Below are 21471 nucleotides of genomic sequence, written 5' to 3'. Positions count from 1 at the left end.
TATAAAACATTCACATCTATTCTTTATTGTTATTAACTGGTGAGGTTACGCTAGCATTTACGCAATGTTAGCAAGGAATGTCGTCACCATGTTACTCAAGGATCTCTCCGGGTTAACCAGCCCGCTTAATGATCAGCAAATCGGCCAGTTGCAACAAGCGGTGGCGGAGTTGTCACCGCAGCAGCTGGCCTGGATCAGTGGTTATTTTTGGGGGTTAAGCCAAACACCTGCCGGTGAAGCGGTGGCACCCAAGACCATGCCACAAACCAGTGCCGCGCCCAACCACACCCTGACTATTCTGTATGCCTCGCAAACGGGTAATGCCAAAGGCGTGGCGGAGGCGTTGCATCAAGAGGCCGAGGCAGCAGGGATCCCAGCCAAGTTGGTTGCGACCGATAACTATAAAGGCAAGCAGCTGGGCAAAGAAACCCACTTGGTGATAGTGGCTTCCACCAATGGTGAAGGCGAGCCGCCTGATAATGCCATTGAGCTGCATGAATTTTTACAATCTAAAAAAGCGCCTAAGCTTGACCATCTTCACTACGCCGTTTTGAGCTTAGGAGACTCGAGTTACGAGTACTTTTGCCAAACAGGTAAAGATTTTGACGCCTTTTTACAAAAACTCGGTGCTAAGCCCATGGTCGCCCGTCTTGATTGCGATGTGGATTATGAAGCCACAGCCAGTGCCTGGCGCGAGCAAACCTTAGCCGAGGTCAAGCAACAATTTCAGGCCAGCGGGGACGCGCAAGTGGTGCCACTCCATCAAGCCACCTCGCACGCTAAATATACTAAGAAGTCTCCTTACACAGCCGAACTACTCACCTGTCAGCGTATTACTGGACGTGGGTCAGACAAAGCGGTTTACCACATTGAATTTGATCTGGATGAGTCCGGCATTCAATACCAACCGGGCGATGCCTTGGGGGTGTGGTATCAAAACGATCCTGTATTAGCCGATGCCATTTTAGCCCAAGTAGGACTGAGTGGTGACGAGTCGGTAGCGGTGGATGGCAGTGCCGTTTCGTTGCGCGAGGCGCTGATCACTGACTATGAAATCACCGCTTCTAACCCGCAGCAGATCACTGCGCTGGCGGCGTTGTCGGAAAGCGACACACTCACCGCCTTGACGGAAGACAAAGCTGCACTGCGTGAGTTTGCCAATCGCACTCAGCTCATTGATGCATTGACGCTGGCCGATGTCACTCTCAATGTCGAGCAATTTCAATCGATATTGCGCCGGCTTACCCCGCGTTTGTACTCAATTGCTTCCAGCCAGGCAGAAGTAGAAGACGAAGTGCACCTCACCGTCGGGCTGGTGGAGTATCAGCATGAGAGTGGAGCGTCACGCCAAGGCGGCGCATCGAGCTTTCTCGCCCACCGCGCGGCGAAAGCGGAGACAGTAAAAGTGTTTGTTGAGCATAACGATAACTTTAAGCTTCCTGATAACGATGCCACCCCGATCATTATGATTGGTCCAGGCACCGGTATTGCGCCATTCCGCGCCTTCTTGCAAGAGCGAGAGCAACGGGAAGCACAAGGTGACAACTGGTTGTTCTTTGGTGATCGCACATTTACTGATGATTTTCTCTATCAGGTTGAATGGCAGCAATACCTTAAATCTGGCCTACTCACGCGGATGGATGTGGCCTTTAGCCGTGATCAGGCAGAGAAAGTGTATGTCCAGCATCGGTTACGCGAACGCGCTGAAGCGGTATGGCAATGGCTATCAAACGGTGCCTACCTCTATGTGTGTGGCGATGCTAACCAAATGGCGAAAGATGTCCATGAAGCGTTAATCGAGATTGCCCAAACACAGGGTCAGCAAAGCCGTGAGCAAGCCGAAGCCTTTATTAACGAATTGCGCAAAGATAAGCGCTATCAAAGGGATGTGTACTAATGAGTGAGCAGAAATTTGCGGGCGATACACTGGGCCCACTGGCCGATAATGAACGGCTAAAAAAAGACAGTGATTATTTGCGTGGCACCATTGATCACGACTTGCAGGATCCGATCACGGGTGGTTTTACCGATGATAATTTCCAGCTGATCCGTTTTCACGGCATGTATCAGCAAGATGATCGCGATATTCGCGCGGAGCGGCAAAAACAAAAATTGGAGCCACTGCATAACGTGATGTTACGCGCGCGGATGCCGGGCGGGATCATTACCCCTGAGCAATGGTTAGCGATTGACAAGTTTGCCCGCGAAAGCTCGCTCTATGGCAGCATTCGCCTGACCACGCGACAAACTTTTCAGTTTCATGGTGTCCTAAAGCCTAACATCAAGCTCATGCATCAGACCTTGCATGAATATGGTATTGACTCGATTGCTACTGCTGGGGATGTGAACCGTAATGTGTTGTGTACCTCTAACCCAGTGGAGTCCGAGCTCCATCAGCAAGCCTATGATTGGGCAAAACGCATCAGCGAGCACTTGCTGCCTAAAACTCGCGCTTACGCAGAGATTTGGCTCGATGGTGAAAAAGTCGAAGGCAGCCAAGATAAAGAGCCGATTTTGGGTGAGCGTTACTTGCCGCGTAAGTTCAAAACCACGGTGGTGATCCCGCCACAAAACGACGTGGATGTGCACGCCAACGACCTTAACTTTGTCGCCATCGCCGAACAAGGACAGCTGATCGGCTTTAACGTCTTAGTCGGGGGTGGGCTGGCGATGACCCATGGTGACACCAACACCTACCCGCGCCGCGCAGATGATTTTGGTTTTATTCCGCTTGAACATACGTTGAAGATTGCTGAGGCCGTGGTCACCACCCAACGTGATTGGGGAAACCGTTCGAACCGTAAAAATGCGAAAACCAAGTACACCCTTGATCGTGTTGGCGCGGATGTATTCAAAGCGGAAGTGGAAAAGCGTGCTGGTGTAATATTTGCGCCAAGCCGGCCTTATAGCTTTACTGGTCGCGGTGATCGCTTGGGCTGGACCAAAGGGATTGACGGTAAATACCACCTCGCCTTATTTATCGAAAATGGCCGCTTGCGTGATACACCAGAAAAGCCGCTCAAAACCGGCATGGCAGAGATCGCCAAGGTACACCAAGGCGATTTTCGAATGACCGCCAACCAAAACCTGATCATTGCCGGGATCCCTGAAGCGCAAAAAGACGAGATTGAGGCGTTAGCGCGTCGTTATCGGTTAATTGATGATGCGCACAGTGTACAGCGCACGAATTCGATGGCGTGTGTTTCCTTCCCAACCTGTCCACTTGCCATGGCAGAAGCGGAGCGCTTTCTTCCCGATTTTGTCACCGAAGTGGAAGCGATTCAGAAAAAACACCAAGTAGAAAACGATCCGATTGTTTTACGGGTAACCGGCTGTCCCAATGGTTGCGGCCGCGCGATGCTGGCAGAAGTGGGTTTGGTCGGCAAAGCGCCAGGGCGCTATAACCTGCATTTAGGCGGAAATTGGGAAGGTACCCGAATCCCCAAAATGTACAAAGAGAACATCACCGATCGTCAGATCCTTGACGAGTTGGATCAGTTGATTGGTCGCTGGGCAACGGAGCGTGAAGTGGGTGAGCACTTTGGTGATTTCTTGATCCGCCGCGAGGTGATTGCCCCCGTGCATGTATCTAAGAGGGATTTTTATGCTTGAAACCGTTCAACCTAATGCGACGTTAGCCTTGGCTGACATTGCCGCAATGAATAAAAGCCAGCAAGCCTTGGCATTGGCGGAGGTCAATGCCACCTTGGAGTCACTTTCGGCGCCTGAGCGTGTGGCCTGGGCACTGGAGCATCTCGAGGGGCAATGTGTTCTGTCGTCCAGCTTTGGTGTACAGGCAGCGCTTATGCTTCATTTAGTGAGTCAGGTTAAATCGGAGATTCCGGTGATCTTAACCGACACGGGCTACTTATTTGCCGAGACTTACCGGTTTATCGATACCTTAACTGCACGGCTTAATTTGGATTTGCGCGTCTATCGTGCTGAGCTTTCCCCCGCGTGGCAAGAAGCGCGTTACGGCCAACTCTGGGAGCAAGGTGTGGAGGGGATCAGCCGATATAATCAAATCAACAAAGTTGAGCCGATGAAGCGTGCGCTGCGAGAGCTAAAAGCCGGGACCTGGTTTTCTGGGCTCCGCCGAGGTCAATCTGACTCGCGTGCCAATTTGCCGATACTCAGTGTCCAGCATGGGGTGTTTAAGTTCTTGCCTGTGATTGATTGGTCGAACCAACAGGTCGATGATTATCTGCGCGAGCACGACTTGCCTTATCATCCATTGCGCGAAAAAGGCTATGTGTCGGTGGGGGATGTCCATACCACCCAGCGGTTAGAGCCGGGCATGCGTGAAGAGCAAACGCGGTTTTTTGGTCTCAAACGCGAGTGCGGCTTGCATGAGGACGACTTAAATGATGGTTCGGGGATATAGCCTCGTCGAGAATAGCCTCGTCGAGAATAGCCCCCGCCGAGAAAGAATGTAACCAACCCGCGGTCTTTAAACAGTGTCACCTTGTGGTGGCATTTTTTTTGTTCAATTTCACTGAGTTTGTCTACTCTTTAACTGAGTAACTCATCAGCCGTGGCGTGTTTTGTGCTATACATAGCGGGTAAAGCTAGGAGGCAGTGAATAAGAGCCTAATACTTTTATTCGCAACGTGTCACGGAAGCACCATTAATGTGACCAACAGTGAAGCTTATGAACAAAAAATTATCTTTAGTCGCGCTTGCCGTCGCCGGTGTCGTTGCCATTGGCGCCCCGGCGGTCATTGACTATACATCAGCAGCTCCCTCCACGTCTGATACTAACCAGCGTTATATGGGGCACGGCAACGGCTGGCTGGAAGTGAACACGGCCACTTTTGCTAACAATATTCAACGTGTTCAACAGCAAGTCAGTGAAGGGACGAAAATCTGTGCCGTCATGAAAGCGGATGCCTATGGCAATGGCATTGCAGGCTTATTGCCCACCGTGATTGCAAGTGGTATTGACTGTGTTGGTATTGCCAGTAATGAAGAAGCTCGGACGTTGCGCGAAGGCGGCTTTACCGGCGAGATCATGCGTGTACGGACCGCGACAATGCAGGAAATGGAAAGTGCATTAGCATTGAACATGCAAGAGCTCATTGGCTCGGCAGAGCAAGCCGAGCAAATGCGTGAGTTAGCCGACAAGCATGATATTACCATTCCGGTCCATATGGCCTTTAATGCCGGTGGTATGGGGCGTAATGGTATTGAGATGAACGAGGAATCTGGCAAACAAGTTGCGATGGATATCGCTACTGACCCACGCTTTAACGTCGTCGGTATCATGACTCACTTTCCTAACTATGAAGCGGAGTATGTTCGTAGCAAGTTAGGACAGTTTACTGCGAACAGCGAATGGCTAATAGAGGAAGCTGGGCTTCAACGTGAAGACGTATTACTGCACGTAGCGAACTCTTTTGTGACCCTGAATGTTCCTGAAGGCCATCTTGATATGGTTCGTCCGGGTGGCGCCTTGTATGGCGATCAGCCCACTAACCGTGAACTGCCACCGATCATGAGCTTTAAAACTAAAGTGGCCTCTGTGCATCACTTGCCTGAAGGCAGCACCGTGGGGTATGACAGTACCTATACGTTAAAGCGTGATTCGGTGTTGGCGAACCTGCCGGTGGGGTATTCGGATGGTGTGCCACGTAAAATGGGCAACAACGCTGATGTCTTGATTCAAGGTCACCGAGCCCCCGTGGTCGGTGTGTCATCGATGAACACCATTATGGTCGATATTACCGAGATTGCGGATCAAGTGATGCCAAACGATGAAGTGGTGCTCTTTGGTCAGCAAGGGGAGGAGACCATTGGCGCTGAAGAATATGAATCGAGTGCGGATGTGATCTTCCCTGAGATATACAGCTGGTGGGGCGCGGTCAACCCACGTGAATACGTGCAGTAATCAGTACAAAAAAAGCGATGCCGATTGGCATCGCTTTGCTTGTTATTCAAGCGCTGATCCGTTTTACAGGATATCAAGCAACTCTACTTCAAATACTAATGCAGCAAATGGCGGGATTGCTGCGCCAGCACCACGCTCGCCGTAGGCCAGATCTTGTGGTACATACAGCTTCCACTTAGAGCCAACCGGCATCATTTGCAGGGCTTCTACCCAACCTTTAATCACGCCAGTCACTGGGAACTCGACCGGTTCGCCACGCGTAACTGAGCTATCAAAAACGCTGCCATCGATCAGTTGGCCATGATAGTGCACACGTACCTGCTTATCGCTGGTTGGGATGTCACCGTCGCCTTGTACCAGCACTTCGTACTGTAGGCCTGATTCGGTTACCGTCACTTCATCACGTTTGGCATTATCAGCCAAGAAAGTATCGCCTTCTGCGGCTTGTGCTTTTGCAGCTTCTTGACGAACTTCTTCCGCTTTTGTGTGAAGCTCACGCAATGCGTTATTAATGTCATCAATTTCGATCTCTGGCATTTCGCCAGCTAAGGCCGTGCTGATGCCTTTGGCGATCGCATCGACGTTTAGACCTTCAAGGCCACTGCCCGCAAGTTGTTGGCCCATTTGTAGGCCGATGCCATAGCTGGCCTTCTGTTCGACGGTTTCCAGTTGTACGTCAGACATAACGTCTCTCTTTTGTGGGTCAATAAAGTGTGAAAGGATAACAGGTGATGGTTTCGTGGGTAAACTTTTGTGCCAAAAAGGCGTCCAATATGAGGACAAAACAACAATATATGCGCGGAGTGGCAATGAAGTTAACAGCAATACGAGCGCTCTGGGATAAACTGCGTGCGAAAGGTGGAGACAAACTCACCACTGTTTTAGAGCAAGCGGCGACGTTAAGTCGTCACAGTGCGATGCTAACGCGAATACAACACGCGTGGCGCCACCTGCCTCGTCTCCACCGGCGACTGTTGATGATCCTGGTTCCCGTCGTTGTGGTATTGGCCTTACTTCCTAGTCCCACGCCGCCTGAGTCGTCATCGGATAAACCTGTGCGCCAGGCGCGACAGCCGGTTGCGATCAATCCAGATGCGAGCCGTTCGTTATCATCGTCAGCGGCTCCATCGTCAACAGCGTCACAAAACGCATCGTCAGTGGCTGACTCTGCGACGTCACAGGAGGCCTCAACCGCAGAAGAGAGCGCTTGGACACGTCATCAAATTGAGTCTGGCGATACCTTGGCCAAAGTGTTCCGACGCTACGATCTCGCCTTAACGGATTTGTATTCGATTGCCAATATTGAAGGTGAAGGCAAACCTATCAGCCGCATTCAGCCTGGCCAATGGATTCGTTTTAAACGGACACCCAGTGGCGCGCTAGATATATTGCAGATCGAAACGGAGAAAGGTCAATCCGCACTGTATTTTCGCCTTTCTGATGGCGGTTTTGCCCGTCAACGTTAGTTTCTTGAAACCGTCAATCTAACCGAAGGCATTGATAGGTGGTGCTTTCGGTCTCTTCCCTGTCTTTTATAGTCCTTACTCTGTCTGTTTTTTGCGCAATTTTGTGATTAAAGTCGCTGCAGCACGATTTTTAAGCTATTTTTTATAAATCAGTCAATACGGCTGGATACATTGCATCATTGAGGCGGAAAAGGGACAAATTGCGGTTAAGGGTGTGAATGCCTGCCAAACAAGCCAGTGTTGTATGACATACTTTTTACGAAAATAATGAGTCTTTCATCACACTTTGGTTATTTTTTGTGCTAGTATTTGCGCCGCTGTGTAGGACAGACACGCAAGCCCGCCTCAACATGGATGTCTAGGCATTAACACGCTAATCACTAATTTGTTGAGGACTCGCTTTTCCATGTTGAAAAATCTATCTATTGGCAAAAAGTTTACCGCGGCTTTTTCCCTCATTGGTATTGCTGTCGTGATCTTTGGGTTTTACATCTTCACCCAAGTCAGCGGCATGCGCGATAATATGCTGAACTTTACTGACGATACCCTTCCCGCGGTGCTTGAGATCGAACGACTCAATGAAGAGATGATACGGATTCGTCAGGATCAGTATGCGGTTCTTACCTTTAGTGATCCGGCAGAACGACGTGAAATCTTGGGCGAGATAGATGTTATGAAGCGCGATTATAGCCGTGCTCTCGACGCCTACCAAGAAAGCCTTTGGTACGATGATGAAAAAGCAATTTTCAGTCGTATCCAGAACAATTGGGACAAATATAATCAAGAGCTAAGTGCTTTTCCTGACCGTGTTGAAGACGGGCAACTGACCGCAGCACAACAAATTTTATCTAAGTCGTTTGGTACCTTCGGACAGTTAGATAAGTCCTTAACGGAAATGTCTGAGTTGATGCAAGGCTTTATTGGTAAAAACCGCGCCTCCATGCTAAGCCAAGTTTCTACTGTGAGTATGACCATTATTGGGGTACTGCTTGCAGTGATCGCCTTTATGATTGTGGTGGCAGTGGTGTTCACTCGAGCGATCATCAGTCCGTTGCGCTTAGTGATGGAGCAGTCTTCTGCAATCGCCAAAGGAGATTTAAGTTATCAATTGGATCGCAGCCAGATTGGTAATGATGAAATGGGTAAATTGGCGGACTCGAGCATGGCGATGCAAGACAGTCTGCGCACGCTGATTGAAGAAGTGATTGCCGCGGTCACCCAATTGAGCAGTGCAGTCGAAGAGGTCAGTGCCGTATCGAGCCAAACCTCGACTGGGATGCAAAACCAGCAACATGAGGTGTCGCAAGTGGCGACCGCGATGGCACAAATGAAAGCCACCGTGGCGGATGTGGCGCAGAATACCGAAAGCTCATCCACCGCAGCCAACGAAGCGAGCGAGCAGTCTCGTATGGGGGCGCAAGATATTGATGGGATGGTGGCATCGATTCGCAAAGTAGCAGAGGACATGCGTCAAACGGGCAATACCGTGAGTGAGCTCGATCAGCAGTCGAAACAAATCAACATGGTGGTGGATGTTATTCGTGATATTGCCGAGCAAACCAACTTACTGGCGTTGAACGCGGCGATTGAAGCAGCGCGTGCCGGTGAATCGGGCCGTGGCTTTGCGGTGGTGGCCGATGAAGTGCGTACCTTAGCGGGCCGTACCCAAGACTCAACGGGCGAAATCACCACCATCATCGAAAAACTGCAGCAACACGCCACGCAAGCGCGCAATGCCACCACGCAAAGCTGTGAGAGCATTGAGCAATGCGTAGAGCAGGGCGACCAGGCTCAACAGCTGGTGCGTGGGATTGAAACCTCGGTTGAAAACATCGCTGATATGGGCATGCAAATTGCCAGTGCCTGTGGCGAGCAAGACTCGGTAGCGGATGAGCTAAGCCGTAACATCGAGCGCATCAATGATTCGTCACAAGAAGTCGCTGGCGGTGCTGATCAAACCGCACAAGCCTGTAGCGAGCTCAGCCAGTTGGCGCAATCACTGCAAACGACCATGCAGCGCTTCCGTCTAACCAAATAGGTCTTACCGCCAATAGATGAAAACAAAATCCCGCTGATTCAGCGGGATTTTTTGCTTTAAACGGCGGATGCGTCACTCACCGATAAACGCATATCAATATGGGGGATCCCATCTTCTAAGTAGGCGTCGGAAAACGCCGAAAAGCCATGGGTTTGATAAAACCGCTGTAAATGTGTTTGTGCGCCAATCTCAATATCATCATGTGGCCAATGTTGCTGGCAAGCCTGAATCGCGTGGCGAACCAATTGATGCCCCCATTGACCGTTTCGGTGAGCGGGCGCAACGATCACACGGCCAATGCTGGCGCCTGAGTAACTTGCACCTGGTGCCAGCACACGGGCATAAGCCGCCAGCTCGCCATTCAGCCAGCCCATTAAATGCAGCGTCTCTGGCGCGGTGTCGAGCGCATCAAGCTCTGGGTAGGCACAGGCTTGTTCCACTACAAACACATCTACCCGTAATTTCATCAGTGTGAATAAGGTGCGCGTATCAAGCGCGTCAAATGTCACGATTTGCCAATCCATACCAAAACTCCAAAGGGGAAAGTAAAAAAATACCGCAGACAGGCTGCGGTATTCAAAAGCTATTTAGTGGGTGTCGTTAACCAGCTACTGACGAGGCTGGCTTAAATCAACATGATAAACGCCAAATCCCACTTCATCAGTGCCTTGGCGGCGCATTGACCATTGGCCTTTTTGCTCGATAAATTGCGCCGCTTTCTCGCTTGGTGAGGTTTCAAAGCTGACCACAGCGTCGCCTTCGATAGGCGCGATGGACCAGTTGTTATCCGCACTCACTGTGACTTGGCCTTCTTCTTGACTCACACGGCTGATGTAGTTGGCGACCACGGTACGGTTTTCATCCGGCGCGGCAAAGGCGATATGGTCGCTGCCGGTGCCTGGGAACTTACCACTATAAGCACGGTAATTGTTGGTCGCTATCAGGAAGGTTTGCTCAGGGTCAACCGGCTCACCTTGATAGGTCAGGTTGATGATTCGCGACGCGTCTGGATTGACCTCATTGCAATCTCCGTCGTAGCGGGCAGGCTTGGTGATATCAATCTGATACTCGACACCGTCAATGACATCAAAGTTATAGGTGCGGAATCCATCCCAGTTCACCAGTGACTGGGGCTGCTCTGTGTTGGGATCGATTTGGTTAAACTGGCCGGCACTGCACTCTAGCCATTGGGTAAGCTCGGCACCAGAGACTTTCAGTGCCACCAAGGTATTCGGGTACAGATAAAGATCGGCGGCGTTACGGAACGTCAGTTGGCCCGCCTCCACTTCGGTAAAGTTGCTCGGATCGTTTTTGCGACCACCGGCTTTAAAAGGCGCGGCGGCAGACAGCACCGGCAGATCGGCTAAGTCAGGGTCCCCTTGAATCATGCGCTCGACATAGTCTTGCTGTGCGAGGTTAACGATTTGTACGGTCGGATCGTCTTGAAGCAGGGCCAAGTAGGAATACATCACATCATTAGCTTGACCAATTGGCTGATTGACGAAATCTTGTGTGGCTTTATGGTCTGACTCCACAGCCTTAAGCAAAGCTTCATCGGCCTCGACTAAGGCCTTGTTATTCGCCTGATCAAAAATCGGACGCGCCTGAGCCTGACTGTCGGTGACTTGCCATTGACCATCGACTTGCTCGAGCGCCAGATCTATCACTCCGACATGGCTGCCCCAGCGGCCGGCCATCACACTGGCCACACCATTGATCGTGCCTTTATCGATATCCGCACCGGGAATATTGGCGAAGTCTTCTCCAGGGAAGACGGCATGTGAATGACCAAAGGCAATGGCATCAATGCCGTCGACATCCGTGAGGTAATACACAGAATCTTCTGCCATCGCTTTATAAGGCGCTTGTGAAATACCTGAGTGAGGAATAGCCACGACCACATCGGCCCCTTTGGCTTTCATTTCCGGCACTAACTTTTCTGCGGTTTGTTTAATGTCTTTGGCGATCACCTTTCCTTCGAGATTGGCTTTATCCCAAGTCATTATCTGCGGCGGGACAAAGCCGATGTAACCGACTTTGATGGTGTGGCTATCACCGTCTTCATCTTTGAGTTGGTATTCTTTAATTAAATACGGGTCGAAGTAGTGCTCGCCGCTATCGGCATCAAACACGTTGGCGTTGATGTACGGGAAGTTAGCGTCGTTGATTGACTCTTTTAAAAAGGCCAAGCCATAGTTGAATTCATGGTTACCGATGTTTCCCACTTCATAATTGAGCAAGTTCATCGCTTTGTACACTGGGTGCACTTCGCCAGGTTGGATACCTTTGCTCGCCATGTAATCGCCCATTGGACTGCCTTGGATCAGGTCACCGTTATCGACCAATAGCGCGTTTTGTGCTTCATCGCGAGCTTGTTTGACCACGGTCGCGGCGCGGACCAAACCGATTTTTTGTGACGGCTTGTTTTTGTAGTAGTCGTAATCCATCACATTAGTATGAATATCGGTGGTTTCAATCACACGCAGGTTGATGGTATCGGCAAAGGCACTGCCAGATGCGGCAAACAGACCGGCAACCACCGCGGTGGCGACAGCAGAAGGGAGCAAACGCATAACAGGATCTCCAAGTGAAAAGTGTGCGTTAGTTATCAAGCAATTGAATTATGCCGTTTATCATTCATATGAAGCTGTGCGCTTGATCGGCTTTATCGAACCGTTTCAAGGCTCTGAGGCGGCAATTGAGCGCTTTGCGATCGCAGTCATTGTTTTATTGACCCGATGCCTTACCCATTCCACTCCCTCCTAAAGCACTAAAAAGAATAAAAAATGAATTTATAGAATTTCAGGTAATAGTTGTGGGGCGATATAGTGGCGGTATTGTCATCAAGGAAATGCGCGATCATGGATTATCTTCCTCTTTTTGCTCAGCTGAAACATCGTCCTTGCCTCGTGGTGGGCGGCGGCGAAGTGGCATGGCGAAAAACCCGCATGCTACTCAAAGTCGGGGCGGCGGTCACCTTAGTGGCCCCTGAGGTCGACCGTGAAATTGAAGAGGCGCAAGCGCAAGGAAAGTTGAGGGTGTTGCGCGAGGCGTTTCGTCCCGAACACCTGGATGGAAACATGCTGGCAATTGCGGCGACCGATAATGCCCTCGTCAACGAGCTGGTCTCCACGGCCGCTGACAGCCGCAATATTTTGGTCAATGTCGTCGATGACACCCCTAAATGTAGCTTTATTGTCCCTTCTTTGGTTGATCGCTCCCCCATTATCATTGCTATCTCGTCGGGCGGTAAAGCACCGGTATTGGCACGGATGCTACGTGAAAAAATTGAAACCTTGGTCCCCCAACATATCGGCAAAATGGCAGCGATGGCGGGCGCGTTTCGCGACAAACTGAAAGCACGCATTCCGACCTTAACGGGGCGGCGTAAATTCTGGGAAGCCGCTTTTAGTGGCCGGTTTGCTGATTTAGTCGCGGCGGGCAAACACCAGCAAGCCGAGCAGGCGCTTGAACAGCTTAGTGGACAAATCACCACCCAAGGCGAAGTGGCCTTGATTGGCGCTGGGCCAGGGGATCCTGGGCTATTGACCTTGCGCGCGTTGCAATTGATGCAGCAAGCCGATGTGGTGTTATACGACTACTTAGTCGCTGAGCCGATTATGGAGTTGTGTCGCCGAGATGCAGAGCTGGTTTGCGTGGGCAAACGGGCGAGCTACCACAGTGTTAGCCAAGACGACATCAATCGTCTATTGGTGGAGCATGCCCAAGCGGGAAAACGGGTGGTGCGCTTAAAAGGAGGCGATCCGTTTATGTTTGGCCGTGGTGGCGAGGAGTTACAAACACTGGCCAACGCCGGAGTCTCGTTTCAAGTGGTGCCTGGTATCACCGCCGCTGCAGGGGCAACGGCGTATGCCGGTATTCCGCTAACCCATCGCGATCACGCCCAAACGGCGCTGTTTATTACCGGCCATTTGAAAAAAGAACAAGACACGCTGGAATGGGCCACCTTGGCACGCGCGCAGCAAACCTTGGTGATCTACATGGGGCTAATGAAGTCGGCCCATATTCAAAGCCAGCTTTTGGCTCATGGCCGTTCACCGGAGACGCCAGTGGCGGTGATTGAAAACGGCACCCGTCCAGAGCAAAAAGTCTTTACCGGTCAACTCAATAATTTACCGTCGCTGGCTGAGCAAGCGGCGTCGCCAGCCCTAATCGTAGTGGGCGAAGTCGCGGCCCTCGCCGGTCAGTTGACTTGGTTTGGTGATGATAATGTGGCAACCGATGCTGATCCCACGCAAGCGCCAACCGCCGTGGTTAACTTCGCTTAAAGGATAATGAAGATGGACGCAAAAACACTGACTCACCTCCAGCAGTTGGAAGCCGAGAGCATTCATATACTGCGGGAAGTCGCAGCGGAGTTTGATAACCCCGTGATGCTGTATTCAATTGGTAAAGATTCGTCGGTGATGCTGCATTTAGCACGCAAAGCCTTTTACCCCGGCAAGATCCCGTTTCCGCTGTTGCATGTCGATACCGATTGGAAGTTTCGCGACATGATTACCTTTCGCGATCGCACCGCTAAAGAGCTGGGGCTAGATCTGATTGTGCACAAAAATCCAGAAGGAATAGCACAGGGGATTAATCCTTTTGATCACGGCTCCGACAAGCACACCGACATCATGAAAACCCAAGCGCTGAAGCAGGCGCTGGATCAACATAAGTTTGATGCGGCGTTTGGCGGCGCGCGTCGAGATGAAGAAAAATCCCGCGCCAAAGAGCGCGTCTATTCGTTTCGCGATAAGAACCACCGCTGGGATCCGAAAAATCAACGGCCAGAGCTGTGGCGCAACTACAACGGCCAAGTGAACCCGGGCGAGAGCATTCGTGTGTTTCCGCTCTCTAACTGGACCGAGCTCGATATCTGGCAATACATCTATCTGGAAAATATCGATATTGTCCCGCTTTACTTGGCGGCTGAACACCCGGTGGTGGAGCGTGAGGGCACCTTGTACATGGTCGATGATGCGCGGATGCCGATTGGACCCGAGGAAACCGTGATGCATAAATCGGTACGTTTCCGCACGCTGGGCTGCTACCCGCTCACGGGGGCGATTGAATCCACCGCGACCACTTTGCCAGAGATCATCGAAGAGATGTTGGTCGCTACCTCAAGTGAACGCCAAGGGCGGGCGATCGACCACGATCAGTCCGGATCCATGGAGCGCAAAAAGCGTCAGGGTTATTTCTAAGGAGCAGTCATGAATCCAGCAATTCAACAACAGGTGGCCGATCTGGGTATTGAGGGTTATCTGCAACAGCACCAACACAAAAGTTTATTGCGCTTTTTGACCTGTGGCTCGGTCGATGACGGTAAATCGACCTTGATTGGCCGCTTGCTGCACGACTCGCAACAGATCTATGAAGATCAGCTGGCTGCTGTCCATGCCGATAGCCAGCGTGTCGGTACCACGGGGGAGAAACCGGATCTGGCGCTACTGGTAGACGGCCTGCAAGCCGAGCGCGAGCAGGGGATCACCATTGATGTGGCGTACCGGTATTTCTCCACCGCCAAGCGTAAGTTTATTATCGCCGATACCCCAGGCCATGAGCAGTACACCCGTAATATGGCCACCGGCGCGTCGACCTGTGATGTAGCGGTGATCTTAATCGACGCCCGTCACGGCATCTTGGATCAGACCCGCCGTCATTCGTACATTGCTAACTTGCTGGGTATTCAGCATTTTGTGGTAGCGGTGAACAAGATGGATTTGGTGGCATATAGTCAAGCTCGGTTTGATGAAATTCAACAGCAATATCTGGCGTTTGCCGATCAGCTCAATCCCGGCTTGTCAGTGTCTATGGTGCCCTTGTCGGCGCTGGAAGGCGACAATGTGGTCAATGCCAGTGACGCGATGGCGTGGTATCAAGGCGAGCCGCTACTCAGCCAGCTAGAAGCCATCGACATTGAAAAATCGCGCGGGACGGGCGCGTTCCGTTTTCCGGTGCAGTATGTCAATCGACCGGATCTGAACTTCCGTGGCTACGCAGGTACCCTTGCCAGTGGCGAGTTGCATGTGGGCGATGAGGTTAAGGTACTCCCTTCTGGGCTTACCGCGAAGATCGCGCGCATCGTCACCTTTGACGGTGATCGTGAATTTGCCTTTAGCGGTCAAGCGGTCACCCTCACTTTAGATAGAGAAATTGATATCTCGCGTGGCGATCTCTTGGTGCGAGCGGATGATGACGTGGCGGTGGGTCAACGATTTGACGCCGACGTGGTGTGGATGACGCAAACCCCACTGGCACCGGGGCGCGAATACGATATTCAGTTGGCCAGCAAGAAAACCTCAGCGCAGGTTGAGGCGCTGTCGTATGGGGTCGATGTTAATACGCTTAACACTCATGACGCAGACACCTTGCCGCTCAATGGCATTGGTCGTTGCACCTTGACCCTAAGCGAAGCGGTGCCGCTGGATACCTATCACGACAGTCCGAATACCGGTGGCTTTATCCTGATTGATCGTCTCACCAATGTGACGGTCGGCGCGGGGATGATTCGTCATGTCGCTGAGACGCAGCCGCAAACCACCTCGTCGTTCTCAGCGTTTGAGCTTGAATTAAACCAGCTTATCCGCAAGCACTTTCCGCATTGGCAAGCGCGGGATCTTGGTCAGCTGGGATAGATAATACCTGAGTGTTAATAAGCCCTATATCGGGCTAGCCACATCATTCGCTAGCCCGATACGAGGCCTCATCAAGGCAATGATAAGAGAATAGGTGAATCGTGATAACACACGTATTTTGGCATGGCGGACGGAGAGACTATTTATGACGCAATCTTTTATATCGTCTTCCGATCCCAACGTGATCTGGCATGCACATAGTGTTGATCAAGCAACGCGCAGTGAACAAAAGCAGCAGCAGCCCGTGGTGCTTTGGTTTACTGGCTTGTCTGGCTCGGGAAAATCGACCATTGCTGGCGCGCTAGAGGCGGCCTTGGTAGCCGAAGGGCACCATACCTATTTGATGGATGGCGATAATATTCGCCATGGCCTATGTCGCGATCTGGGTTTTTCCGATCAGGACAGAGCCGAGAACATTCGCCGAATTGGCGAGGTGGCTAAGTTGATGACCGATGCTGGTCTGATTGTCCTCAGTGCTTTTATCTCACCATTCCGCGCGGAGCGAGAGAGGGTGCGTGAGCGTTTGCCTGAGGGGCAGTTTATCGAAGTCTTTGTCGATACGCCGCTGGCGGTGTGCGAGCAGCGCGATCCAAAAGGGCTGTACAAAAAAGCGCGTGCTGGCGAGATCCCAGCGTTTACCGGCATATCGTCAGATTATGAACCACCGCACGCACCGGCGATTCATTTAACTGGCGATCAGCGTGTTGCTGAGCATGTGGCGGTCTGCCTTGATGTGTTGCGCGATCGGGGAGTGCTGCGCACCTAAAGGTATCACGCATGGGTGTTGACGGTATCGCCAATGTCGCTGTGCATCTCAAAGCCTTCGGCGAGCAACGCACAAATGGCGTGGTGGTAATCGGGATGCACGCGTTTACCGACCAGTTTTGCTAGCTCATGGCCAGTGGGGCTAAAGCGGTAATAATAAAGACGCATCCCTTTGTGGAGCGGAGTGAGCATATACTGGGTGTCTTGCAGTGTAAATGGCATGGCAGGATGCATTTCAATCACGCCGGATTCGAGCTCAGTGCGCAGGATCAGCCCCAAGTCCATCAACAGCATTAAGTCGGTGTAAGACAGTTGATAGTGACCCAGAGAGAGCTTATGGGGCGGCTCTGGGCGTAGCAGTTGCACCAAGCCTTGACGACGACGAAAACCGGTGACTAGCTTTTTGGTGCTGTCTTGGCCAAAGGTGCTGGACAATGCACAGGCGCGTTGCAGTGCTTGCGCTTCGCGTTGGGTCATGGTTTCTAAAAGGGTGAGTGCTTTGATCGAGGTGCTTCCCGGACGCAATATTTCCTGTTTAAGGATCTTGGCCCAAAGCTGTTGCATCGCATAGCCGTGAATATTGCGGGCTAAGTCGAAAAAGCGTACCAGCCAATCCGGATCGGGGGTTTGTGCCGTTTCACTGTGACAACTTTCATAGGTATGAGCAATGATCGCTTCGAGGTTGGCTTGTTGCTTTTGCATCACCTGGCGTTGGCGGTTTGCGCTGCGATGGGCGAGATCCTCTTGCTCCACGTCTTGTAAGCGAGCATCAACTTGATACTCGCTCGCAATCGCTTTTAGTCGCCCTTTACTGCCGCGTAGATCGGCATCTTCTTTATAGCTGTGATCTTGGTGTTGCCGTTTCTCTGGGTGGGCGTCGACGACCACGGGTTTGTCTTGCTCTGCCATGCGGTTCTCACACTGATTGTCAGCAAAATTTTATGCTGGCAAATATGTTAATTAATGATTAAATTTGTTAACATTATGGTGTTATCTATTAAGCGTAGGGATGCGTGTGCGAAGGCAAAAACCTAACTCCATCAATTTACTGTTGATCGCCATTTATATCGGCGCACTGGCGATATTGTCTCATTATATTGTCTGACAATGGTGTCGGCGCCGATCAAGCTCACTGATTGATAGAAATCTATCCGTCGTCGTAGGCGCTTAGCGTTGTACCTTGCAGTACATATCCCACCTCTGCCAAGTCATGACTGACATGCTCAGTATTGAGTGTCCCTTCGACATAAACCACATCCCATAGTTCTTGAATCGGCGCGCCATCGGCAAACTTTACGTAAATAATTTGATTGGGCGGTGGGGGTGGCACATGGATGCAGGCGCCAAGAAAAGGGACCAGCAAGAATTCGGTCACCCGTTGATCGTCACCTTCTAACGGGATCACAAAGCCGGGGATTTTAACTTGGCTATTATTGAGTTCAGGGCGAACCGATCCGACCAAGCTTTGCGGGTTATCACCGTCGTGGCTAATGTCTGGCATGCCGCGGCTATCAAACTGTGCCCGTTCGTGCTCAGGAATCAAATCTATCCAATCGAGCATGAGTGGTTCACTGCTTGCCCAAGCAAGCGAACTCAAAAGGCCGCTAAGCAAGGCGATAAGATGGAGCGTTATCCGTTTTTTCATGGGTTATACCTTCATTGTCATGCCGTCGGACAGTGTTTGTCGGTACGCGCGCCAAGCGGGAATTAAGCCGACCACGAGACCAGCGATAAACACGCCGACCATTAACAAACATTCATAATAAGAGGGCCAGTCGAGCGGTAAGAACAGGCCAAATTCACTGATAATATAGGGCTGGGTGAGCGCAAGACCGCCATAAAGCAGTAGCACACCTAAGATGATACCCGCCAGGGTGATGGCAACCGCCTCACTGACCAACAGCAGAATAATATGTACCGGACGTGCGCCCATTGCCCGTAAAATTGCCATTTCTCGTCGACGCTCGTTCAGGCTGGTGAGCAGACTGGAGAGCATGCCTAATAATCCAGCAACGACGACAAATCCAGCGATCACTAATAGCGCTTGCTCGCCCACGCGCATCATGTCCCATAGCTCATGCAAGGCAATACCGGGCATGATGGCAGTCAATGGCTCGCGTGGATAAGTATTGACCCAACGCTGGACGGCAAACGTTTTGATTTTACTGTTCAGACCCACCATGACTGCAGTGAGTTGCTCGGGCTGTAATTCACGCTGCTGTGCTTGGGCTTGAGTGAGGCCTTGGCCAAGTCGTGCGCCACTTTCCCAGCCGACATGAATCGCTTCTATGGCTTCGAGCGACACATGCACACTGCGGTCGACGGGCGTGCCGGTGGGCGCCAAAATACCGGTGACAGTAAATGGCAAATTGTCGTGTTGATTAAAGCTTTTATCGGCCAGTCCATGAGCAATCACTAGGTTATCGCCCATTTTGTATCCCAGATCTTTCGCCACTTGGGCGCCAATCACGGTATCAAATAGACCGGAAAATGGGCCGCCTTGGCGAAAGACGAGTGGTTGTTTTTGACCATATTGATAATGGGAAAAGTAATCATTGCTGGTGCCGAGTACGCGAAAGCCACGGTGAGAATCCCCGAGTGAAATGGGGATGGTCCAACTCACATCTGAGTGCTCGCGAAGGCGCTGATAACTTTCCCAGCCGATATTGTTGGTGGCGTTACCAATTCGAAACACGGAATAGAGCAGCAAATTAATGGAGCCAGAACGGGCGCCCACAATTAAATCGGTGTTGGAAATGGTGTTGGCAAAGCTGGCCTTCGCTTGCGTGCGCACCTTTTCGACGCCGAGTAACAGCACCACGGCGATGGTGACGGTCAGCAAAGAAAGCAATGCGGTGGCGCGGCGATTTTTCAGGCTTTTCCCCGCAAGTCCCAATAGCGAAATCATTGCTGATCCTCCTTGCGACGCATGGCGCGATTCAGCGCGGGAAGCGAGACATCACGGTCAAACAAGGGCGCTAATTGACTGTCATGGCTGACAAACAATAAGCTGCTGTTGGCTTCTCGGCAGCGGTCTTGAAGCAACTGAATAAAGGTGTTGCGGGTGTCAGCGTCGAGCGCAGAAGTCGGCTCGTCAGCGATAATTAACGCCGGCGCACCAATCAGCGCCCGCGCCGCCGCGACCCGTTGTTGCTGGCCGATACTCAGCGCGGTGACCGGCTGGTGGTGGCAGTTTGTGGGTAAGCCCAATTGGTCGAGCAAGGTGGCGGCCTCTTGATGAGGCGATCGTGTCAACGCCTGACGACGCAGGTGAGAAAAGCGCAGCGGCACGGTGACATTATCGATCACCGATAAATAAGGCAGCAGATTAAATTGCTGAAAAATATAACCAATGTGGTTAGCACGGAATTGATCACGCTCGCGATCATTCAGTGCCGTTAGCGCTTGATGATTGACCGTCAGCGTACCCGTCTGGGGGATATGAATACCCGCAATCAGGCTTAGCAGGGTGGATTTACCACTGCCGCTGGGACCTTGTAAAAATATATGCTCGCCAGCATTGACCGCAAAACTGTCGATATCAAGGATCGGTTGCGGCTGGCCCGGCCACGTAAAACCTAGTTGTTTGATGGTTATCATGCCTGACAGGGGCACTGGATGCGCCCCGCCTCCTTTTTTCACTACCACTGGATGTGCGACTTAGCACGAATCAAGGTATCAACCCAGACCTTATCATCGGTAACGGCCTGAATTTTGATGGCTTCTGTGTTGGGGAACAGGCTAAACCAATCCGTTTTCAATTCGGTGAAGGCTTGTGGGTTTTGGCAAACGAATTGGTAGTTCACGGATAAAGTGTTGTGGTTACCCTGATCATGCTCGTCATGGCCGTAGTGCTCGTCGTGGTTATGGTGCTCGTCATGACCGTGGTGTTCATTGTGGCCGTGATGTTCGTCGTGGTCATGGTGTTCATCGTGACCATGATGCTCCTCATGGTTGTGATGCTCGTCGTAGTCGTCAAAACTGCTAGTGACTTTGGTCTCGGCAAGCTGGCAATTCGCTGCTTCAGCAAGTTGGAAGCGTTTCCCACCATCACGCAGAAGCGCATAGGCATCTTCGACCGCTTGCTGGTCGGCGGCGTTTTTAGGCTGGTGTTCAAAGCCGACCACATCATTGCCGGGGGCCGTTAACTCAATGAATACGCGCTCACCGTCTTGGGCGAGGCTCAGTGCTACCTCCCCGTGGACGTGGGCATCGAACGACTGATAGCTGGCTTCATCGGCTAATGTTGCTGCAGAGGTGGTCGCGATGGCCATAGTGATAACGCTGGGTAATAAACGAGCTTTCATGTGGTTTCTCCTCGTGAATAAATGAATTAGATAATGAAGGCATTTATTTCACTCGGTGGGGCGCGCGCCGAAAAGGCTATAGCGGTACGATAAGCTCGCTGAGGTTTTGACCAAACGATGAGGGTATTGGCAGCATAGGTGGGCGTCGGTGTCACGATACTGGAAGCCAGTATTGCTGGTGGGATGAGATGACAGACACCACAATGCTCACTGTGATGGCTCGGAGCTAAGGTGTCGACTTGATGGTGCGCCCACAGTCCGGCTTGGCTAAGCACCAATACAAATAGCAGGTTGACGAGCACTCGCCGAGTCATCCAGACGTCCATGAGGTTATTAAGTAATGTGATAACATAACAATTGTAGC

19 protein-coding genes are annotated in these 21471 nt (G+C 51.5%); 10 read left to right on the top strand and 9 right to left on the bottom strand.

The features are described 5' to 3' along the window. Positions 1-88: 88 nt before the first annotated feature. The 4 genes from BZG76_RS02235 (at position 89) to alr (ending at position 5887) form a co-directional block, all read left to right on the top strand. Positions 89-1897, top strand: a complete 1809-nt coding sequence (locus tag BZG76_RS02235; protein ID WP_077459998.1) for an assimilatory sulfite reductase (NADPH) flavoprotein subunit — start codon at positions 89-91, stop codon at positions 1895-1897. Then, a complete protein-coding gene (cysI, locus tag BZG76_RS02230; RefSeq protein WP_077459997.1) occupies positions 1897-3612 on the top strand; it encodes an assimilatory sulfite reductase (NADPH) hemoprotein subunit in 1716 nt (571 codons plus the stop codon). The genes BZG76_RS02235 and cysI overlap by 1 nt, the downstream gene beginning before the upstream one ends. Then, entirely contained in the window at positions 3605-4384 is a 780-nt protein-coding gene (locus BZG76_RS02225; protein WP_077459996.1) for a phosphoadenylyl-sulfate reductase, read from the top strand. The genes cysI and BZG76_RS02225 overlap by 8 nt, the downstream gene beginning before the upstream one ends. Positions 4385-4651: 267 nt before the next feature. Next, positions 4652-5887, top strand: a complete 1236-nt coding sequence (alr, locus tag BZG76_RS02220) for an alanine racemase (protein ID WP_077459995.1) — start codon at positions 4652-4654, stop codon at positions 5885-5887. 63 nt (positions 5888-5950) lie between these two features. Here alr and BZG76_RS02215 read toward each other — a convergent pair whose 3' ends face one another. After that, complete coding sequence (locus BZG76_RS02215; protein WP_021023517.1) at positions 5951-6571, bottom strand: FKBP-type peptidyl-prolyl cis-trans isomerase; 621 nt, start codon at positions 6569-6571, stop codon at positions 5951-5953. A 125-nt stretch (positions 6572-6696) separates the two neighbouring features. On the opposite strand from BZG76_RS02215, the gene BZG76_RS02210 reads away from it, so the two are divergent. Then, entirely contained in the window at positions 6697-7353 is a 657-nt protein-coding gene (locus tag BZG76_RS02210; RefSeq protein ID WP_206744402.1) for a LysM-like peptidoglycan-binding domain-containing protein, read from the top strand. A 406-nt stretch (positions 7354-7759) separates the two neighbouring features. Next, positions 7760-9391 carry a methyl-accepting chemotaxis protein gene (locus BZG76_RS02205; RefSeq protein ID WP_077459993.1) on the top strand — a complete coding sequence of 544 codons (1632 nt, stop codon included), beginning with the start codon at positions 7760-7762 and terminating at the stop codon, positions 9389-9391. Between the two features lie 56 nt (positions 9392-9447). Here the strand turns inward: BZG76_RS02205 and BZG76_RS02200 are convergent, their stop codons facing one another. Together BZG76_RS02200 and cpdB are read right to left on the bottom strand one after the other, a co-directional pair. Further along, positions 9448-9915 (bottom strand): GNAT family N-acetyltransferase, encoded by a 468-nt coding sequence (locus BZG76_RS02200; protein ID WP_077459992.1) that lies wholly within the window; start codon positions 9913-9915, stop codon positions 9448-9450. Between the two features lie 84 nt (positions 9916-9999). Then, on the bottom strand, positions 10000-11964 hold the full coding sequence (cpdB, locus tag BZG76_RS02195; protein WP_077459991.1) for a 2',3'-cyclic-nucleotide 2'-phosphodiesterase: 1965 nt from the start codon (positions 11962-11964) through the stop codon (positions 10000-10002). A 288-nt stretch (positions 11965-12252) separates the two neighbouring features. Here cpdB and cysG point away from each other — a divergent pair, with 288 nt between their 5' ends. The 4 genes from cysG (at position 12253) to cysC (ending at position 16801) form a co-directional block, all read left to right on the top strand. Continuing rightward, complete coding sequence (gene cysG, locus BZG76_RS02190; protein ID WP_077459990.1) at positions 12253-13680, top strand: siroheme synthase CysG; 1428 nt, start codon at positions 12253-12255, stop codon at positions 13678-13680. Between the two features lie 12 nt (positions 13681-13692). Then, positions 13693-14601: a sulfate adenylyltransferase subunit CysD gene (gene cysD / locus BZG76_RS02185; protein ID WP_077459989.1), complete on the top strand. Its 909-nt coding sequence runs from the start codon at positions 13693-13695 to the stop codon at positions 14599-14601. A 9-nt stretch (positions 14602-14610) separates the two neighbouring features. Beyond that, positions 14611-16035 (top strand): sulfate adenylyltransferase subunit CysN, encoded by a 1425-nt coding sequence (gene cysN, locus BZG76_RS02180; protein WP_077459988.1) that lies wholly within the window; start codon positions 14611-14613, stop codon positions 16033-16035. Between the two features lie 145 nt (positions 16036-16180). Further along, positions 16181-16801 (top strand): adenylyl-sulfate kinase, encoded by a 621-nt coding sequence (gene cysC, locus BZG76_RS02175; RefSeq protein ID WP_077459987.1) that lies wholly within the window; start codon positions 16181-16183, stop codon positions 16799-16801. Between the two features lie 5 nt (positions 16802-16806). Here the strand turns inward: cysC and BZG76_RS02170 are convergent, their stop codons facing one another. The 6 genes from BZG76_RS02170 to BZG76_RS02145 all read right to left on the bottom strand — a co-directional run bounded on the left by BZG76_RS02170 (position 16807) and on the right by BZG76_RS02145 (position 21421). Beyond that, on the bottom strand, positions 16807-17709 hold the full coding sequence (locus BZG76_RS02170; RefSeq protein ID WP_077459986.1) for a TIGR03899 family protein: 903 nt from the start codon (positions 17707-17709) through the stop codon (positions 16807-16809). Positions 17710-17947: 238 nt separating this feature from the next. Continuing rightward, complete coding sequence (locus BZG76_RS02165) at positions 17948-18445, bottom strand: DUF3299 domain-containing protein (RefSeq protein ID WP_077459985.1); 498 nt, start codon at positions 18443-18445, stop codon at positions 17948-17950. Between the two features lie 3 nt (positions 18446-18448). After that, positions 18449-19708 (bottom strand): ABC transporter permease, encoded by a 1260-nt coding sequence (locus BZG76_RS02160; RefSeq protein WP_077459984.1) that lies wholly within the window; start codon positions 19706-19708, stop codon positions 18449-18451. After that, on the bottom strand, positions 19705-20400 hold the full coding sequence (locus tag BZG76_RS02155; RefSeq protein WP_077459983.1) for an ABC transporter ATP-binding protein: 696 nt from the start codon (positions 20398-20400) through the stop codon (positions 19705-19707). Before BZG76_RS02155 ends, BZG76_RS02160 begins: the two co-directional genes overlap by 4 nt. Before the next feature lie 41 nt (positions 20401-20441). Next, complete coding sequence (gene zrgA / locus BZG76_RS02150) at positions 20442-21107, bottom strand: zinc uptake protein ZrgA (protein WP_077459982.1); 666 nt, start codon at positions 21105-21107, stop codon at positions 20442-20444. A gap of 26 nt (positions 21108-21133) precedes the next feature. Continuing rightward, the gene (locus BZG76_RS02145) at positions 21134-21421 is read right to left on the bottom strand and encodes a DUF2607 family protein (RefSeq protein WP_077459981.1); all 288 of its coding nucleotides are present in this window, start codon (positions 21419-21421) and stop codon (positions 21134-21136) included. Positions 21422-21471 lie beyond the last annotated feature (50 nt).

This window comes from Salinivibrio sp. AR647 (assembly GCF_001995415.1).
GTDB lineage: Bacteria > Pseudomonadota > Gammaproteobacteria > Enterobacterales > Vibrionaceae > Salinivibrio > Salinivibrio costicola.
The sequence above is the reverse complement of the archived record's forward strand: the minus strand, read 5'-3'. Positions and strand labels throughout refer to the sequence as shown.

Coding starts and splice junctions, on each gene's coding strand:
- BZG76_RS02235 (WP_077459998.1), top strand. CDS start 89: ATGTTACTCAAGGATCTCTCCGGGTTAACCAGCCCGCTTAATGATCAG.
- cysI (WP_077459997.1), top strand. CDS start 1,897: ATGAGTGAGCAGAAATTTGCGGGCGATACACTGGGCCCACTGGCCGAT.
- BZG76_RS02225 (WP_077459996.1), top strand. CDS start 3,605: ATGCTTGAAACCGTTCAACCTAATGCGACGTTAGCCTTGGCTGACATT.
- alr (WP_077459995.1), top strand. CDS start 4,652: ATGAACAAAAAATTATCTTTAGTCGCGCTTGCCGTCGCCGGTGTCGTT.
- BZG76_RS02215 (WP_021023517.1), bottom strand. CDS start 6,571: ATGTCTGACGTACAACTGGAAACCGTCGAACAGAAGGCCAGCTATGGC.
- BZG76_RS02210 (WP_206744402.1), top strand. CDS start 6,697: ATGAAGTTAACAGCAATACGAGCGCTCTGGGATAAACTGCGTGCGAAA.
- BZG76_RS02205 (WP_077459993.1), top strand. CDS start 7,760: ATGTTGAAAAATCTATCTATTGGCAAAAAGTTTACCGCGGCTTTTTCC.
- BZG76_RS02200 (WP_077459992.1), bottom strand. CDS start 9,915: ATGGATTGGCAAATCGTGACATTTGACGCGCTTGATACGCGCACCTTA.
- cpdB (WP_077459991.1), bottom strand. CDS start 11,964: ATGCGTTTGCTCCCTTCTGCTGTCGCCACCGCGGTGGTTGCCGGTCTG.
- cysG (WP_077459990.1), top strand. CDS start 12,253: ATGGATTATCTTCCTCTTTTTGCTCAGCTGAAACATCGTCCTTGCCTC.
- cysD (WP_077459989.1), top strand. CDS start 13,693: ATGGACGCAAAAACACTGACTCACCTCCAGCAGTTGGAAGCCGAGAGC.
- cysN (WP_077459988.1), top strand. CDS start 14,611: ATGAATCCAGCAATTCAACAACAGGTGGCCGATCTGGGTATTGAGGGT.
- cysC (WP_077459987.1), top strand. CDS start 16,181: ATGACGCAATCTTTTATATCGTCTTCCGATCCCAACGTGATCTGGCAT.
- BZG76_RS02170 (WP_077459986.1), bottom strand. CDS start 17,709: ATGGCAGAGCAAGACAAACCCGTGGTCGTCGACGCCCACCCAGAGAAA.
- BZG76_RS02165 (WP_077459985.1), bottom strand. CDS start 18,445: ATGAAAAAACGGATAACGCTCCATCTTATCGCCTTGCTTAGCGGCCTT.
- BZG76_RS02160 (WP_077459984.1), bottom strand. CDS start 19,708: ATGATTTCGCTATTGGGACTTGCGGGGAAAAGCCTGAAAAATCGCCGC.
- BZG76_RS02155 (WP_077459983.1), bottom strand. CDS start 20,400: ATGATAACCATCAAACAACTAGGTTTTACGTGGCCGGGCCAGCCGCAA.
- zrgA (WP_077459982.1), bottom strand. CDS start 21,107: ATGAAAGCTCGTTTATTACCCAGCGTTATCACTATGGCCATCGCGACC.
- BZG76_RS02145 (WP_077459981.1), bottom strand. CDS start 21,421: ATGACTCGGCGAGTGCTCGTCAACCTGCTATTTGTATTGGTGCTTAGC.